Annotated in this window: 15 protein-coding genes; 5 read left to right on the top strand and 10 right to left on the bottom strand. The window is 75.0% G+C overall.

The features are described 5' to 3' along the window. Positions 1–25: 25 nt before the first annotated feature. On the bottom strand, positions 26–925 hold the full coding sequence (locus ACQPYN_RS30425; RefSeq protein ID WP_433030848.1) for a phosphoribosylaminoimidazolesuccinocarboxamide synthase: 900 nt from the start codon (positions 923–925) through the stop codon (positions 26–28). A 24-nt stretch (positions 926–949) separates the two neighbouring features. Next, positions 950–2,368, bottom strand: a complete 1,419-nt coding sequence (gene purB, locus ACQPYN_RS30430) for an adenylosuccinate lyase (protein WP_433039135.1) — start codon at positions 2,366–2,368, stop codon at positions 950–952. Positions 2,369–2,486: 118 nt separating this feature from the next. Between purB and ACQPYN_RS30435 the strand changes: the two genes are divergently transcribed. The 4 genes from ACQPYN_RS30435 to ACQPYN_RS30450 are packed head-to-tail and all read left to right on the top strand — an operon-like array spanning position 2,487 to position 6,770. After that, on the top strand, positions 2,487–3,674 hold the full coding sequence (locus tag ACQPYN_RS30435; RefSeq protein WP_433030851.1) for a PP2C family protein-serine/threonine phosphatase: 1,188 nt from the start codon (positions 2,487–2,489) through the stop codon (positions 3,672–3,674). Next, positions 3,671–5,320 (top strand): sensor histidine kinase, encoded by a 1,650-nt coding sequence (locus tag ACQPYN_RS30440; protein WP_433030854.1) that lies wholly within the window; start codon positions 3,671–3,673, stop codon positions 5,318–5,320. Before ACQPYN_RS30435 ends, ACQPYN_RS30440 begins: the two co-directional genes overlap by 4 nt. After that, positions 5,317–5,754, top strand: a complete 438-nt coding sequence (locus tag ACQPYN_RS30445; protein WP_328304392.1) for a response regulator — start codon at positions 5,317–5,319, stop codon at positions 5,752–5,754. The genes ACQPYN_RS30440 and ACQPYN_RS30445 overlap by 4 nt, the downstream gene beginning before the upstream one ends. Positions 5,755–5,804: 50 nt before the next feature. Continuing rightward, positions 5,805–6,770 carry a threonine aldolase family protein gene (locus tag ACQPYN_RS30450; RefSeq protein WP_433039137.1) on the top strand — a complete coding sequence of 322 codons (966 nt, stop codon included), beginning with the start codon at positions 5,805–5,807 and terminating at the stop codon, positions 6,768–6,770. A 4-nt stretch (positions 6,771–6,774) separates the two neighbouring features. Here the strand turns inward: ACQPYN_RS30450 and ACQPYN_RS30455 are convergent, their stop codons facing one another. Beyond that, entirely contained in the window at positions 6,775–7,551 is a 777-nt protein-coding gene (locus ACQPYN_RS30455; protein WP_433030858.1) for a potassium channel family protein, read from the bottom strand. Between the two features lie 19 nt (positions 7,552–7,570). Beyond that, positions 7,571–8,518, bottom strand: a complete 948-nt coding sequence (locus ACQPYN_RS30460) for an Lrp/AsnC family transcriptional regulator (protein ID WP_433039139.1) — start codon at positions 8,516–8,518, stop codon at positions 7,571–7,573. 152 nt (positions 8,519–8,670) lie between these two features. On the opposite strand from ACQPYN_RS30460, the gene ACQPYN_RS30465 reads away from it, so the two are divergent. Continuing rightward, on the top strand, positions 8,671–10,200 hold the full coding sequence (locus tag ACQPYN_RS30465) for a DHA2 family efflux MFS transporter permease subunit (RefSeq protein ID WP_433030861.1): 1,530 nt from the start codon (positions 8,671–8,673) through the stop codon (positions 10,198–10,200). On the opposite strand, the gene ACQPYN_RS30470 is transcribed toward ACQPYN_RS30465, so the two are convergent. The 6 genes from ACQPYN_RS30470 to purD form a co-directional block, all read right to left on the bottom strand. Next, positions 10,179–11,300 carry a pyridoxal phosphate-dependent aminotransferase gene (locus tag ACQPYN_RS30470; RefSeq protein ID WP_433039141.1) on the bottom strand — a complete coding sequence of 374 codons (1,122 nt, stop codon included), beginning with the start codon at positions 11,298–11,300 and terminating at the stop codon, positions 10,179–10,181. The two genes, ACQPYN_RS30465 and ACQPYN_RS30470, sit on opposite strands and share 22 nt — an antisense overlap. Before the next feature lie 82 nt (positions 11,301–11,382). Beyond that, positions 11,383–12,372, bottom strand: coding sequence for a transglycosylase SLT domain-containing protein (locus ACQPYN_RS30475; RefSeq protein ID WP_433030865.1), 990 nt, complete (start codon positions 12,370–12,372; stop codon positions 11,383–11,385). Positions 12,373–12,375: 3 nt separating this feature from the next. Next, positions 12,376–12,681, bottom strand: coding sequence for a hypothetical protein (locus tag ACQPYN_RS30480; RefSeq protein WP_433030867.1), 306 nt, complete (start codon positions 12,679–12,681; stop codon positions 12,376–12,378). Positions 12,682–12,741: 60 nt separating this feature from the next. After that, on the bottom strand, positions 12,742–14,781 hold the full coding sequence (locus ACQPYN_RS30485; protein WP_433030870.1) for a transglycosylase SLT domain-containing protein: 2,040 nt from the start codon (positions 14,779–14,781) through the stop codon (positions 12,742–12,744). 7 nt (positions 14,782–14,788) lie between these two features. Beyond that, the gene (locus ACQPYN_RS30490; RefSeq protein WP_433030873.1) at positions 14,789–15,085 is read right to left on the bottom strand and encodes a hypothetical protein; all 297 of its coding nucleotides are present in this window, start codon (positions 15,083–15,085) and stop codon (positions 14,789–14,791) included. A gap of 55 nt (positions 15,086–15,140) precedes the next feature. Further along, a complete protein-coding gene (gene purD, locus ACQPYN_RS30495; RefSeq protein ID WP_433030876.1) occupies positions 15,141–16,409 on the bottom strand; it encodes a phosphoribosylamine--glycine ligase in 1,269 nt (422 codons plus the stop codon). Between the last annotated feature and the right edge of the window lie 223 nt (positions 16,410–16,632).

The following is a 16,632-nucleotide window of genomic DNA, read 5'->3' on the forward strand; positions in this document are numbered from 1 at the left end:
CGCGCCGGCATCGACGCAGGTCAGATCACATGGCGGGGGGCCACTCCCGCCCCGTCAACCGGGTGTAGGCCTCGACGTAGCGCTCCCGCGTGGCTTCGATCACGTCGTCCGGCAGGGGCGGCGGGGCCTCGCCGGAGTGGCGGTCCCAGCCCGAGGCCGGTGAGGTCAGCCACTCGCGGACGTACTGCTTGTCGAACGAGGGCTGCACCGACCCCGGCGCGTAGCCCTCGGCGGGCCAGAAGCGCGACGAGTCCGGGGTGAGCACCTCGTCGCCGAGCACCAGCGCGCCATCGGGCGAGAGGCCGAACTCGAGCTTCGTGTCGGCGAGGATCAGGCCGCGCGAGGCGGCGTAGGCCGAGCCGCGCGCGTAGATGGCGAGGGTCTGGTCGCGCAGCGCGCCGGCGAGGTCCGCCCCGACCTGTGCCGCGACGGTCTCGAAGCTGACGTTCTCGTCGTGCTCGCCCTGCGCGGCCTTCGTCGCCGGCGTGAAGATCGGCGCCGGCAGCATGCTCGCCTCCTCGAGCCCCGCGGGCAGCGCGACACCGCAGATGGCCCCGTCGCGGCGGTAGTCGGCGGTGCCCGAGCCCGCCAGGTAGCCGCGGGCGACGCACTCGACCGGGATCATGTCCAGCCGCCGCACGAGCAGCGCGCGGCCGCGGACCTCGTCGGGGATGCGGTCGTCGCGGGCGGCGATGAGGTGGTGGCCCACCGGCGGCGCGGCGACGTCCGGGCCGCTGAGCAGCTCGAACCAGAAGACGCTCATCGCCGTCAGCACCCGCCCCTTGTCCGGGATGGGGGTCGACAGGACGTGGTCGAACGCCGAGATCCGGTCGGAGGCGACGAGGAGCAGCGTCTCGTCGTCGACCTCGTAGAGGTCACGGACCTTGCCGGAGGCGACGTGCCGGTAGTCGGCGAGGGAGACCACGGGCCGGGAGGCTAGAGGATCGGCCTAGAGAATCGGTGACGGCGTGTAGCCCGCCGCGTCGGGATGCTGCGCCACGAGCGCGTCCACCCGCCGGGTGATCTCCGCGACCTGCGCGCCCGCGGCCCCGACGAAGGCCCGCGGGTCGCCGACGGCGGCGTCGAGGTCGCCGGCGGAGAGGCCGAGGCGGGCGTCGCCGCCGAGGCGGGCGAGCAGGTCGTTGCCGTCGGCACCCTTCTCGCGCATGTCCAGCGCCACCGCGCGGGCGTGCTCGGAGATGATCTCGTGTCCGGTCTCGCGACCCACCCCGGCGCGCACCGCGCCCATCAGCACGGCCGTGGTCGCGAGGAAGGGCAGGAACCGGTCGAGCTCGCGGGCGATCACCGCGGGGTAGGCGCCGAACTCGTCGAGGACGGTCAGGATCGTCTCGAGCAGGCCGTCGATCGCGAAGAACGCGTCGGGCAGCGCCACGCGGCGCACGACGGAGTCGGAGACGTCGCCCTCGTTCCACTGGCTGCCGGCCAGCTCGGAGACCATCGCCGCGTTGCCGCGCAGCACCACGGCCAGGCCGTTGACGCGCTCGCAGGAGCGGGTGTTCATCTTGTGCGGCATGGCGCTCGAGCCCACCTGGCCCGCCTGGAATCCCTCGGTCACGAGCTCCTGCCCGGCCATGAGGCGGATCGTGGTCGCGAGCGACGACGGGCCGGCCGCGAGCTGCACCAGCGCGGTGAGCACGTCCTGGTCCAGCGAGCGCGGGTAGATCTGCCCGACGCTGGTGAGGACCTCGGAGAAGCCCAGGTGCTCGGCGACCCGGCGCTCGAGCTCGGCGAGCTTCCCGGCGTCGCCACCGAGCAGGCCGAGCATGTCCTGGGCGGTGCCGACCGGCCCCTTGATCCCGCGCAACGGGTAGCGGGCGATCAGCTCCGTGACCCGGCGGTGCGCCACCAGCGTCTCGTCGGCGGCCGAGGCGAAACGCTTGCCGAGGGTCGTCGCCTGCGCGGCGACGTTGTGGCTGCGCCCGGCCATGACCAGCTCGGAGTACTCGCCGGCCCGGCGCGCGAGGCGGGCCAGGACCGCGACGGTCTTCTCGGCGACGAGGCGCAGCGAGTCCCGGATCTGCAGCTGCTCGACGTTCTCGGTGAGGTCGCGGCTGGTCATGCCCTTGTGGGCGTGCTGGTGCCCGGCGAGCGCGTCGAACTCCTCGATCCGCGCCTTGACGTCGTGGCGCGTGACCCGCTCGCGGGTGGCGATGGAGGCGAGGTCGACGTGGTCGACCACCGCGCGGTAGTCGTCGAGGACACCGTCGGGGACGTCGACCCCGAGCTCGGCCTGCGCGGCGAGCACCGCGATCCACAGCTCGCGCTCGAGGGTGACCTTGCGCTCGGGCGACCACAGCGCCGTCAGTGCGGGAGAGGCGTACCGCCCGGCGAGCACGTTCGGGACCATCGGTGCACTCACGGGGCCGAGCCTACGGCCCCGGTCGGCGCACGGGCTGCGCCCGCGGTCGGGCCGGTGTCACCAACGGCTACCGTTCCGCTGAGCCGTGACCGGGGAGGAGGGGCTCATGGAGCCGGTGGAGCCGGACGCTTCCGCCCCGTTGCGGGTGCTGCTCGTCGAGGACGATGACGCCGACGCCGTCCTGGTCACCGAGCACTTCACCGACGCCGACCTCGCCGTCGATCTCCAGCGCGCCGAGTCGCTCGCCGACGCCGAGGCCGCGCTGCACGACCCGGAGGCCGTCGACTGCGTGCTGCTCGACCTGGCCCTGCCCGACGCCCACGGCTTCGAGGGCCTGCGCCGCCTGCTCTACACCGACGGCCCGGCCGTGCTCGTGCTCACGGGCCTGCGCGACGAGCAGCTCGGCGCCGACGCGGTGGGGGTCGGCGCCCAGGACTACCTGGTCAAGGACCTCGTCGACGGCCCCTCGCTGGCCCGCGCCGTGCGCTACGCCGTCGAGCGCCGCCGCTCCGACCGGGTGCGCCGGGCGCTGCGCGACGCCCGGCTGCGTGCCGACGAGAACGCCCGCCTGGAGCGCGGTCTGCTCCCCACCCCGCTGATCGGGGACCCGGAGGTGCGGGTCCTCGCCCGCTACGAGCCCGGCACCGAGCAGACGCTGCTGGGCGGCGACTTCTACGACGTCGTCGAGGGCAACGACGGCACGCTGCACGCCGTGATCGGGGACGTCTGCGGGCACGGGCCCGACGAGGCCGCCCTCGGGGTGAGCCTGCGGATCGCGTGGCGGACGCTGGTGCTCAGCGGGATCGACCCCGACCGGGTGCTGCCCACGATGCACGAGCTGCTGGTGCACGAGCGCAACCAGCCCACGCTGTTCACCACTCTCGCCACCGCGACCGTCGAGCCGGGGCGGGAGCGGATGACGCTGCGCCTCGCCGGGCACCCGCCGCCCGCGCTGGTCGGCGAGGGGCAGGACACGTCGATGCTCTCGACCGAGCGTCTCGGCCTGCCGCTGGGCGTGGGCGACGGCACGTCCTGGACGCCGCTCGAGGTCGAGCTGCCCAAGAAGTGGGCGCTGCTGCTCTACACCGACGGACTCATCGAGGGCCGGCAGGTCTCCGGCGACGTCCTGTGGACCGACGGCCTCCTGGACCTCCTGCGGGAGGTCACCGCGGGGCCGACGCCGTGGCGCGACGACCCGGGGACGATGCTGGACGCCGTGATGGAACGGGTGCGGTCCCTGTCGACGGCACGACCCGACGACGTGGCCGCCGTGCTGCTGGTGTCCGACAAGTGAGCGCGTCCACCGGGATCGCCGAGGACACCGCCGACGTCACCCCGGACGTCGACGACGCGCCCCCGACGGCCGCGCCCGCCCCCCGCCCGCGACGGCGCCGCCGCGACGGCCTGAGCCGCTGGCCGCTGCAGCGGATCCTGCTGGTCACCGGCGCCGCGCTCGGGGTCCTGCTCCTGGTCGCGCTCCTCGTCGGGATCGCCGGGCTCACGGCCCTCTCCGCGCAACGCAGCGAGCTCGTGGACCGCCTCGACCCCGCCCTGCTCACCGCCCAGCAGCTCGACGCCGCCACCGTCGACCAGGAGACCGGCGTCCGCGGGTACGTCCTCCTGCCGCGCCCCGAGCTCCTCGACCCCTACACCCGCGGACGCGCCGACGAGGCCGAGCTGGTCGCCGGGCTCCGCGCGCTCGTCGGGGGCCGGCCCGAGGCACTCGCGCAGCTCGAGGCCGTCGAGCAGGCCACCGCGCAGTGGCGCGCGACGTACGCAGAGCCCTCGATCGCCGCCGCCGGGCAGGGCGTCCCCGGCCCGTCGATCGAGGTCGGGAAGGCGGCCTTCGACCAGGTCCGGGCCGCGCTCGACGCCCAGCGCCAGCGGCTGTTCGACCTGCGCAACGACGCCCGCGACGGCCTCGACGGCGCGGCCGACACGCTCGCCGTCAGCGGCGCCGTGACCCTGGTGGTGGTGGCCCTCGGCGTCCTGGCGCTGCTCGAGTGGCTGCGCCGGGTCGTGGTCGCCCCGACGCACCGCCTCGCCCGCGAGGTCCGGCAGGTGGCGGACGGCGACCTCGACCACCAGGTGCTCGCCGCCGGCCCCCGCGAGATCACCGAGCTCGGCGAGGACGTCGAGGCGATGCGCGTGCTCATCGTCCGCGAGCTGGCCGACACCGAGCGCGCCCGCCAGGAGCTCGACAGCCGCAGCCGCGAGCTCGCCCGCTCGAACTCCGACCTCGAGCAGTTCGCCTACGTCGCCTCGCACGACCTGCAGGAGCCGCTGCGCAAGGTCGCGAGCTTCTGCCAGCTGCTGCAGCGCCGCTACGCCGGCCAGCTCGACGAGCGCGCCGACCAGTACATCGAGTTCGCCAGCGACGGCGCCAAGCGGATGCAGGTGCTGATCAACGACCTGCTCGCCTTCTCGCGGGTGGGACGTCAGGGCGACGCGATGGAGACGGTGGACCTGAACCGCCTCGTCGACCGGGCCGCCGAGAACGTCGCCGGGGCGCTCGAGGAGTCCGGCGGCGCCGTCGAGCGCGGCGACCTGCCCCGGGTGCACGGCGCACCGGCCCTGCTCACCACGGTGTTCCAGAACCTGCTCGGCAACTCGCTGAAGTTCCGGGGCGAGGACCCGCCCCGCGTCCGCGTCGACGCCGAGCGCGACGGCGACCGCTGGCTCCTGCGTTTCCGTGACAACGGGATCGGGATCGACCCGGAGTACGCCGAGCGGATCTTCGTGATCTTCCAGCGCCTGCACGGGCGGAACACCTACCCCGGCACGGGGATCGGGCTGGCCATGTGCCGGAAGATCCTCGAGCACCACGACGGCTCGATGTGGCTCGACACCGACGCCACCCCCGGCACCACCTTCGTCGTGGCCCTGCCCGTCCTGACCGAGCCGCCCGACGCTTCTCCGACCGACCTGGAGGCCCCGTGACCGACCCCGCCGACGAGATCCACGTCCTGCTCGTCGAGGACGACCCGGGCGACGTCCTGATGACCCAGGAGGCGTTCGAGCACCACAAGCTGCGCAACCAGCTGCACGTCGTCTCCGACGGCGTCGAGGCGCTCGCGTTCCTGCGCCGCGAGGGCGAGTTCGCCGACGCGCCCCGTCCCGGTCTGGTGCTGCTCGACCTCAACCTGCCGCGCAAGGACGGCCGCGAGGTGCTGGAGGAGGTCAAGAACGATCCGTCGCTGCGCAGCATCCCGATCGTGGTCCTGACGACCTCCCAGGCCGAGGAGGACATCCTGCGCAGCTACGACCTCTACGCCAACGCGTACGTCGCCAAGCCGGTGGACTTCGAGCGCTTCATCGAGGTCATCCGCCAGATCGACGACTTCTTCGTGTCGGTGGTGAAGCTGCCGCAGTGAGCGGGACGATCGATCTGCGCTCCGACACGGTCACGCGCCCCTCGCCCGCGATGCGCGAGGCGATGGCCGGAGCGGACGTCGGCGACGACGTCCTCGACGGCGACCCGACCCTCGGCGCGCTCCAGGCCCGTGTCGCCGACCTGCTCGGCGTCGAGGCCGCGCTCTGGACCCCCACCGGCTGCATGGCGAACACCGTCGCGCTCATGCACCACCTGACACGCGGTGACAGGTTCCTCGCGCCCGCCGGGGCGCACGTCCTCGAGGCCGAGCTCGGGACCGCCGCGTGGCTCGCGGGCGGGCTCCCGCTGCCGCTCGAGCACGACGGCGGCCCCGGACGCCCGACACCGGCCGCGGTGACGCGCGCCGCCGGCGCCGCCGGGCCCTACTTCGGGCTGCGCACGTCGCTGCTCTGCCTCGAGAACACCCACAACGGCGCCGGCGGGGCCGTCACCGGCGTGGACGAGCACCGCGCGCTGGTGGCCGCGGCGCGCGACGCCGGGCTGGCCGTGCACCTCGACGGCGCGCGGATCTGGCACGCCGCCGCCGCGCTCGAGGTCGCGCCGCACGAGCTGACGGCGGGCGTCGACACCGTGAGCGTGTGCCTGTCCAAGGGCCTCGGCGCGCCGATGGGGTCGGTGGTCGCCGGCTCGGCGGCGTTCGTCGACCGGGCCTGGCGCCTGCGCAAGATGCTCGGCGGCGGCATCCGGCAGGGCGGTGTCATGGGCGCAGCGGGGCTCGTCGCGCTCGGCCAGGCCCGCGACCTCCCCGCCGACCACGCCCGCGCCGCCCGCCTCGCCGCGGGCCTGCGCGCCCTCGGCTGGCCGGCGACGACCCCGGACACCAACATCGTCCTCGTCCCCACCGACGACCCGGTCACCCTCGTCGCCGGACTGGGCGCCGCGGGCGTGCGCGCCGTGCCGTTCGGCCCCGGCGTGCGCTTCGTGACCCACCGGGACGTCGACGACGACGACATCACCCACGTCCTCGACCGCGTCGCGGGGATCGCGGCGCCCTGAGGCGTTACCGCGGCGCCTGCTCCCGGTCCTCGAGCACGTCCAGCCGGGCCCGCAGCGCCCGGATCTCCGCGAGCAGCTCGCCGTGGCGCGCCTCGGCGGGGTCGCGCTGCACCGCGGGGGCGACCGCCTCGGAGGCGTCGCGGGCCCCGACCTGCTCGAGGAACCACGTCGCGATCGCCGCGGTCACCGTGCCGAGGATCGCGATGCCGGCGAGCATCAGGCCGCCCGCGACCAGGCGCCCCTCGACGGTCACCGGGTAGAGGTCGCCGTAGCCGACGGTGGTGATCGTCGTGAGCACCCACCAGAGGGCGTCGCCGAACGTCGTGATCGACGCCTCCGGGGCGTCGCGCTCGGCCTCGAACACCCCGAGCGCGGCCACGAAGCTGAGCAGGGACACCGAGACGATCAGGTAGCTGCCGACGCGACCGCGGAAGTCGTCACGTAGGACCCGCCCGAGCGTCGAGATGGCGGCGACGAGACGCAGGAGGCGCAGGAACCGGAAGAACGGCGCGGCGACGATCAGCAGGTCCAGCGGGTGCCGGACGATGAAGCGCAGCCGGCGGTTCGCCAGGACGATCCGGATCCCGTAGTCGACGACGAACAGCGCCCACACGCCCCACAGGGCGACGTCGAGCCACCACCACGCGGCCTGGCCGGGGCGCGTGGCGAGCACCTGGACCGCGTAGACCGCGAGGTAGAACACCGCGAGCCCGGTGAGCGGGTAGTCGGTGCGGCGCTCCCACGCCTCGAGCCGATGCTCGTCGTCGGGTTCACCGGCCATGAGGAGGCACAGTAGGACGTCACCGCACCGGATAGTGCGTGCCGGCGGCCTTGACCGTGCGGATCACCGGCGCGGTCTCCACGGCCTGCACGCCGGGCAGCGTCGCGACCCGCGTCGTCAGGTAGCGGTAGAGCCCCGCGGCGTCGGCGTTCGCCACGCTGGCGATGATGTTGGAGCGCCCCGCGGTGGCCGCGGCGAACGGCACCTCCGGGTGCGCCGCGAGCGCCCGGCCGGCGGCGTCGAGGTCGGCCGGTGCGACGGTCAGCCAGAGCATCGTGCGCAGCCGAAGGTCCATGACCTCGGGATCCACGTCGACGTCGAGGTAGAGCAGGCCGCTGCCCCGCAGGTCGTGCAGCCGGCGTCGCACGGTCGACGCCGACGTCCCGCACGTCCGGGCCATGTCCTCCACCGGCGCGCGGCCGTCGACACGCAGGAGGTCGAGCAGGTGGCGGTCCACGTCGTCGAGCCTCGGCACCGGGATCGGGCCGGGCACGTGCTCGGCCAGCCGCTGCACCTGCTCGTCGCTCAGCGCCCCCTGCTTGGTGAACGGCTCGCGGGCGCCGCCGTAGAACACGTGCAGGATCTCCTGCGCGCTGACGTCGAGGATGCGCGGCGTCCGCGGGAGACGGTGCAGCAGCATGTCGTCGGCCGCCGTGCCCCGCGCGCGGAAGGAGCACGAGACCTCGGTGCCGCCGGAGATGAGCCCGATCCAGGACGTCTCGGGCCGGCGGGCGAGCGCGTCGGCGATCTCGAGGCTCGCGTCCGGCGCACAGCGCAGCCGCACGTGCCACTGGTCGTCGCCCACCGCGATGGGGTCGCTGAACCCGATCACGCGCAGCGCCCGGGCGGACCGCAGCCGGGCGTAGCGGCGCGCGACCGTCTGGTCGGAGACCCCGAGGACCTCCGCGACCCGCCGGAACGGGGCCCGCCCGTCGATCTGGAGGGCATGCACGAGCGCACGGTCCATCTCGTCGAATTCCACCACCGATCGGCCCTCCGATGTCGATGACCGCTGATGTCCGGTCAGGAGCGCGGCCTTCTCCGCGGCGGATGTCGACGATGGTCGCAGCGACGGCGACCTGCCGTCGACTCCCTCCCCCTCCGGTCCGAGGAGAACTCATGCGTCCGTGGTGGCCCCTGGTGGCGATCTGCCTGGGCACCTTCATGCTCCTGGTCGACGTCACGATCGTGAACGTCGCCCTCCCCCCGATCGCGGCGTCGCTGGACACGTCGTTCTCGTCCCTGCAGTGGGTGATCGACGGGTACGCGCTGGCCCTGGCCGCGCTGCTCATGGTCACGGGCACCCTCGCCGACCGCTTCGGGCGTCGCCGGCTCTACCTGGTCGGCCTCGGGGTGTTCGCGGTGTCGTCGCTGGCCTGCGGGCTCGCGCCGTCCGCGGGCGCGCTCGTCGCGGCCCGGGTCGCGCAGGGCTGCGGCGGCGCGGCGATGTTCGCGACGACCGCCGCCCTGATCGCGACCACCTACGACGGCCGCCGCCGGGGGACCGCCTTCGGGGTCTGGGGCGCGGTCAACGGCCTCGCCGCCGCGTGCGGGCCGCTGCTCGGCGGCCTGCTGACCGAGGCCTGGGGCTGGCGCGCGATCTTCCTGGTGAACCTGCCGATCGCGGTGCTCGCGGTGGCCCTGACCCTCGCCGTGGTCACCGAGTCGGCGTCCGGCGGGTCCGAGCGCGTGGACGTCGTCGGCGCGACGACCTTCACGGTCGCCTCGGCGGCGCTCGTCTGGGGTCTGGTCTCGGCCGGCGAGCGCGGCTGGGGGGCGACGGCGACGGTGCTCGCCCTGGTACTCGCGGCCGCCGCGCTCGCGGCGTTCGTCGTCGTCGAGCACCGCAGCGCGGCGCCGATGCTCGACCTCACGCTCTTCGCCCACCGCTCCTTCACCGCGATCATGGTCGCCGCCGCCGTGCTGTCGGCGTCCGCGTTCGCCCACCTCGCGCTGGTGTCGCTGTGGCTGCAGACCGTCCTCGGGCTCAGCCCGATCCGCGCCGGCCTGGTGGCGCTGCCGCTGAGCCTCGCGGCGTTCACCGTGTCCGCCGTCGCCGGGCGGTTCCTGCACGGTGGCTCACCCGCCCGCCCGGTGGCCGGTGGCCTGGCCCTCATCGGTGTCGGCGCGCTGATGATGACCGTCGTCGACGCCGGCTCGGGACCGTGGGCGCTGGTGCCCGGTCTCGTCGTCGCCGGGCTCGGGGTGGGCCTCGCGACGCCTGTCCTCGTCTCGGCGACCCTCGCCGTCCTCCCGTCCTGGCGCGCCGGGGTGGGCAGCGCCGCGGTGAACACCTTCCGCCAGCTCGGCCTGGCCGTGGGGCTCGCCGTCCTCGGGACGGTGTTCACCGGGCGGATCGCGGGTGTCCTGTCGTCCGGCGGCGTGACCGACGCCGACACGCTCGCCACCGTGGTCGCCGGCGGCGGCGCCCCCGGCGTCGTGGCCGCGGCCCCGGCGGGCGCGCGCCCGCAGGTGGCCGCGCTGCTCGGCGAGACCGTACCCGCCGGGCTGGACGCGGTCTTCCTCGTCGCCGGCGTGGCGGCCCTCGTGGCCGCGCTCCTCGTCGCCGTGCTGGTCCGACCGGAGCGCCCCGAGCGCCCCGAGCCCACGGCGAAGCCGGGCGACCGTCAGACGGTCGGCAGCCAGTGACCGAGCCGGTCGAGGGCCTCGTGCACGTCGGCCGTGGCGCCGGCGAACGAGAGCCGGATCCACGTGTGGCCGTCGACGGGGTCGAAGTCGATGCCCGGGGCCACCGCGACGCCGGTCTCGGCGAGCATCCGCTGCCCGAAGGCGAGCGTGTCGTCGGTGAGGTGGGCGACGTCGGCGTACACGTAGAACGCGCCGTCGGCGGGCGCGAGCCGGGTGATCCCGAGCCGCGGGAGGCCGTCGAGCAGCAGGCGGCGGTTGATCGCGTAGTGCTCGACGTGCGCGTCGGCCTCGGCGACCGAGGCGTCGGTGAACGCCGCGAGCGCCGCGTACTGCGCCGGGACCGGCGGGCAGACGGTGAAGTTGCCGGCGATGACGTCCACCGCGCGCCGGAGCCGCTCGGGCACCAGCAGCCAGCCGAGCCGCCAGCCGGTCATCGACCAGTACTTCGAGAACGACGTGACGACGAGCGCCTCGTGCGAGGTGCTCCAGGCGCTCGCGGTCGGCGGGGCGTCCCCGTACTCGATGCCGTGGTAGATCTCGTCGCTGATCAGCTGGATGCCGCGCTCCTCGCAGTACCCCGCGAGGGCGGCCAGCTCGTCGGGCTCGATGACGCTGCCGGTGGGGTTCGCGGGGCTGGCGACGACGAGGCCCTTCGGCGTCGTGTCGAGCGCCTCGAGCATCGCGACGGTCGGCTGGAACCGCGTCTCCTCGCCGCAGGGGAGCTCGACGACGTCGCAGCCGAGCGCGGCGAGGATGTTGCGGTAGCAGGGGTAGCCGGGGCGGGCGAGCACGACGGTGTCGCCCACGTCGAACGCGGCGAGGAACGCGAGCAGGAAGCCGCCGGAGCCGCCCGTGGTCGCGATGACGTCCTCGGCGCGCACGGTGTCGTCGCCGTAGCGCCGGCGGTGGTGGGCGGCGATCGCCTCGCGCAGCTCGGGGGTGCCGAGCGAGCTCGTGTAGCCGAGGATCTGCTCGTCGAGCGCCCTCGCGGCGGCCGCGCGGACGTCGGCGGGCGCGGGGGTCGAGGGCTGGCCGGCCGAGAGGTTCACCAGGTCGCCGTGGGTGCGGGCCCGTTCGCCGGCGGCGGCCCAGACGTCCATCACGTGGAACGGGGGGACCGTCGCCCGCACGGCCGGGCCGAGGCGCGCCAGACTCGTCACCGCCCCACCCTAGGTGCGCCGCTCAGTAGCCGACGTAGGCGTCTCCGCGCGCGAGGGCCTCGACGCCCGGGACCGCGGACACCGAGCCGTAGCGGTCCACGGCGTAGCGGACCCCGGCGATGATGTTGTCGACCGGGTCGGTGATCTCGTCGTGGCCGGGCAGCTTGTACGCCTCGAACGTCGGCCCGATCGTCTGCATCAGCCCCTGCGACGGCGTGCCCCTCTCGGCGTTCGTGTCCCAGGCGTTGACCGCGTCCGGATCGCCGCCGGACTCGCGGGCGATGATCGTGGCGATCGCGGCCGGGTCCATCTTCTCGGGTGGGATCCCCGCGGCGGTGAGGATCGCGAGGGCCTCGCGGATCCAGTCGCCGACCCGGCCCGCGGGCGCCTGACCTGCGGCGCTCCTGACCACCGTCGACGCGGTCTCGGAGGCCGGGGCATCAAGACCCTCGAGCGCCGCGAACGAGGTGAGCCCGTCGGCGAGGTCGCGGATGCGGGCCGCCGACGCCGTCAGCTCGGCCTCGGCGCGCCGGACGGCGGCGCGCGCCGCGTCGGTGGGACCGCGCACCGCGTCGCCCGCGAGCCGGTCGGCGAGGTCCGGCGGCGCGTCGGGCACAGTCGCCGCCTGCGCGCGGGCGCTACCGGCCAGGGCCACCGCACGCGCCACCTGCTGGTCGATCTCGCGGCGCAGGTCCTCGAGCACCACCCCGACCTGGTCGAGCACCGGGCCGGCCTCGACGATCGCGGACCGGTCGCGCGCGCCGGCCGCCGCGAACGCGCGGGCCCAGTCGCCGAACGCCGTCGCCCCCGTGCCCCGCCAGCGGCCCTCGACCGCCGCCGCGCCGCGTCCCACCGCGCGCATCGACCCGTCGACGGCGTCCCCGACCGCCACGATCTGCGCCGCGGACGCCCGCAACGCGCCCGGATCGACGGTCCGGACCCGTCCCGCGATCGCCGCGAGCTCGGCGGCCGCGGGCTCCCCGGCGAGGGCAGCCTCGAGATCCTCGGGCACGGCTCAGGCCCCGACCGGCGCGAGCAGCTCGGTGTTCGCGCCCTCGGTCCCGCGGACGAGGCGCGCCGCCGCGTCGAGGGCCCGCGCGGCCTCGCGGAGCCGGGCGCCCGCGGCGTCGAGGTCGGCGACGAGCGCCCGCGTCAGGGCGGCGAGGGCGTCGACCAGGGCGCGGGCGGCGTCCAGAGCGCCGAGGTCCGGCGGCGGGGTCGCGGCCCACCGATCGGCCAGCACCGGCATCCGCTCCGCCTCGCCCGCCACGACCGTGCGCGCCTCCTCGAGGGTGTCGGTGTCGTAGGCGATGTCGTCCACGAGGAGGACGGTAGGTCGCCGGGCGGGCGTCCGGGTGCGGTTCGGGAGAACTGGCCGACGTCAGTAGCCGACGTAGGAGTCGCCGCGGGCCACGGCCTCGACACCCGGCACCTGCGACACCGAGCCGTACCGGTCGATGGCGTACCGGACCCCGGCGATGATGTTGTCGATCGGATCGGTGATCTCGCCGTGCCCGGGGAGCTTGTGCGCGTCGAACGTCGGTCCGATGGTCTGCATCAGACCCTGCGACGGCGTTCCCTTGTCGGCGTTCGAGTCCCAGTTGTTGGTCGCCTCGGGGTCGCCACCCGACTCGTGCTCGATGATCGTCGCAATGTCGTCGGGATCCATCTTGTCGAGGGAGACGCCCTCGGCCTGGAGCACGGCCATCGCCTCGCGGATCCAGTCCCCGACCTGACCCTGCGGCCCACCCGCCGGCGCCGACCCGGCGTCGGTGGCGCTGCCGCTGCTGTCCCCCGACGTGCCGGTCACGGCCCCGTCCTCGCTCTCGGCGTCGTCGGCCTCGGCGTCGTCGGCCTCGGCGTCGTCGGCCTCGGCGTCGTCGGCCTCGGCGTCGTCGGCCTCGGCGTCGGCGCCCTCGTCCTCCTCAGGTGCGTCCGAGCCCGACCCCTCGTCGTCCTTGTCGTCGGTCTTGTCCTCGCTCTTGTCGTCCTCGCCCTCGTCCTCGCCCTCGTCCTGGGACGCCGAGTCGTCGGCCCCGGAGTCGTCGGGTGCGGGCGCATCCGCGTCGGAGGTGTCCTCGAGGAAGTCGTCCCCGAGGTCGCTGGAGTCGCCCACACCGGCGGAATCCGCATCGTCCGCACCAGATGCTTCGGAATCCGAAGCATCTCCGCCGGTGTCCTCACCGTCCGAGCCCGGCGCCTCAGAACCCGACTCCTCTACACCGGACGCTTCGGAAACCGAAGCATCCCCACCACCCGAGTCCGGCTCCTCGGAGTCCGGAGCCTCCTCGAGGAAGTCATCCCCCAGGTCGCTCGAGTCGCCCACACCCCCGGAACCCGACTCCTCCGATGCAGATGCTTCGGAAACCGAAGCATCCCCACCACCCGAGCCCGGCTCCTCGGAGTCCGGAGCCTCCTCGAGGAAGTCATCCCCCAGGTCACTCGAGTCGCCCACACCCCCGGAACCCGACTCCTCCGATGCAGATGCTTCGGAAACCGAAGCATCCCCACCACCCGAGTCCGGCTCCTCGGAGTCCGGAGCGTCCTCGGGGAGGTCACCTGAGTCGCCCACTTCTCCGGTACCCGACTCTTCCGCCCCGGACGCTCCGGAATCCGAGCACTCGGACGACTCCCCGCCCGAGGACCCGGAGGACCCGGACGCGTCGTCGGCCGAGGAGGACGACTCGCCCACCGACGAGACGTCCGACGAGGCGCTCCCGCCGTCGAGATCGATGCCCTGCGTGCCGCCGTCCCCGTCGATGGAGGCGGGGACGGTGGCGAGCGACTCGCCGGCCGGGATCGCCGACCAGCCGAGCGGGCCCCCGCCCGCGGCCGGGGCGATGGGGCGCGCGTCGGGGGCGGGCAGGCGGGAGAAGCCCACGACGTCGGCCGTCATCTCGCGGAGGGCCCGCGCGGCGTCGCCGAGCGCGGTCTCGGCGCGCTCGACGGCGGTGCGCGCGGCGGCGGTGGGCTCGGTCATGGCCTGGGCGGCGAGCTGGTCGGCCATCGGGGCGCGGACGGGATCGGCGAGGGCCTCGGAGCGGACCCGGCGGGCGGCGTCGAGGGCGCGGGAGACCTGCGCGTCGACCTCGCCGCGCAGCGCGGCGAGCTCCCGGCCCGCGTCGTCGATGTGCACGCGGATGCGCCCGGCCGCGTCGAGCGTCCGTGTGCCCGCGCGGCCGAAGTCGTCGAGGTAGCCGGTGAGGGCCTCGGCGCCCCTCCCCTGCCAGGCGCCCTGCACGTCGTCGCCGTGTCGTCGCACCGCACGCACCGACCCGTCGACGCCCTCGACCATCGACCCGAGGCGGCGGCCCATCCCGTGCAGCACCTCGGGATCGACCTGCTGCACCCGGGCGACGAGCGCGCTGAGCTCCTGCCCCCCGGGCTGGGCGGCGAGCTCACCGACGGCGTCGAAGGCCATCACGGACTCACGCCGCGGAGAGCGACGTGGCGGCGTCGCGGTCGCCGGCCTGGATCGCGGTGAGCGTCGCGTCGAGGGCACGGTCGAGCCCGTCGAGACCCGACCCGGCGGCAGCGAGCTCGCCGTCCAGGACGCGAACGACCTCGTCGAGCGCGCCGAACATCGCTCCGGCGGAGGCCAGGTCGCCGAGCCCGGCGCGGGGGACGACGACCTGATCGATCATCGCCGGCACCCGGCGCGCCTCGGCGGCGACGGCGGTGCGCGCCTGCTCGAGGACCTCCGGACCGAGGACGAGATCGGGCATGGCGGGAGGGTAGGTCGGCGCGCCGCCCGGCTGGGGCCGTTTCGGAGAACCCGCGTCAGGCGCGGACGGGCATCGCGATGTGGCCGGCGGCGGCCTCGCGGGCGATGTCGGTGCGGTGGTGGCCACCGGGCAGGTGCACCGCTGCGAGGCGTTCGTAGGCGTCGCGGCGGGCGGCGTCGAGGTCCTCGCCCGTCCCGACCACCGACAGGACGCGGCCGCCGCTCGACACCACGGCCCCGTCGTCCCGTCGCCGGGTCCCGGCGTGCAGCACGCCCGGGCCGTCGGCGCCCTGCAGGACGTCGCCGCTGCGCACCGAGCCCGGGTAGCCCTCGGCGGCGACGACGATCGTCACGGCAGCACCGTCCGCCCAGGTCAGGGGCGGCTCGCCGGCCAGCTGACCGGTGGCGGCCGCCGACAGGAGACGCGCCGTGGAGCTGCGCAGGAGGGCGAGGACGACCTGGGTCTCGGGGTCGCCGAAGCGGCAGTTGAACTCGATCACCTGCGGGCCCGACGAGGTCAGCGCGAGCCCGGCGTAGAGGAGGCCGGAGAACGGGGTGCCGCGGGCGGCGAGCTCGGTGACGACGGGGGTGACGAGGCGCTCCACGATGTCGTCGACGAGGCCCGCGGGCGCCCAGGGCAGCGGGGCGTAGGCGCCCATGCCGCCGGTGTTGGGGCCGGCGTCGTCGTCGCCGAGGCGCTTGAAGTCCTGGGCGGGCAGCAGCGGGACGACCGTCGTGCCGTCGACGACGCAGAACAGCGAGGCCTCGGGGCCGTCGAGGAACGACTCGAGGAGCACGGGGTGCCCGCCCTCGAGGACGGCGGCGGCGTGGCGGCGGGCGGCGTCGAGGTCCTGGGTAACGAGGACGCCTTTGCCGGCGGCGAGCCCGTCGTCCTTGACCACGTACGGCGGGTCGAAGCGGGCGAGCACGGCATCGAGGTCGCCGGGGTTGTCGACCGCCTCGCTGCGCGCGGTGGGCACGCCGGCGGTGGTCATGACGTCCTTGGCGAAGGCCTTCGAGCCCTCGATGCGCGCGGCGGCGGCACTCGGCCCGAAGCAGGGGATGCCGGCGTCGCGCAGCGCGTCGCCGACGCCCGCGACGAGCGGGGCCTCGGGGCCGACGACGACGAGGTCGGCGCGCCACTCACGGGCCAGGGCAACGACCTGCTCGCCGGAGGTGGGGTCGGCGAGGCCCGGGTGCTCGGCGAGCGCGGCCGTGCCGGCGTTGCCGGGGGCGGCGGCGAGGGCCGTCACCTCGGGGTCGCCGGCGAGGGCGAGGAGGAGGGCATGCTCGCGGGCTCCGGAGCCGATGACCAGGACGCGCACGGGCGCCACGCTACGGGTGCCCGGCGCGCGCCGACGACGTGGCTTTCCTGGCGTCCAGTGCCAGCGTGGACGCAGGGCTTGCACCCGCGATGCACCAGCAGTTCACCGCACCGCCGGGTGGGGAGGTGGCGGGGAGGGCGCGGGGCGGGCGAGGATGCGCAGCGATGTACACGCCGGGGTGGGTGCCGTCAGCGTTGTCCCGCCGGAGCGCGCTGTGGGGGGG

Source organism: Actinomycetospora sp. CA-053990, assembly GCF_050948445.1.
Lineage (GTDB): Bacteria > Actinomycetota > Actinomycetes > Mycobacteriales > Pseudonocardiaceae > Actinomycetospora > Actinomycetospora callitridis.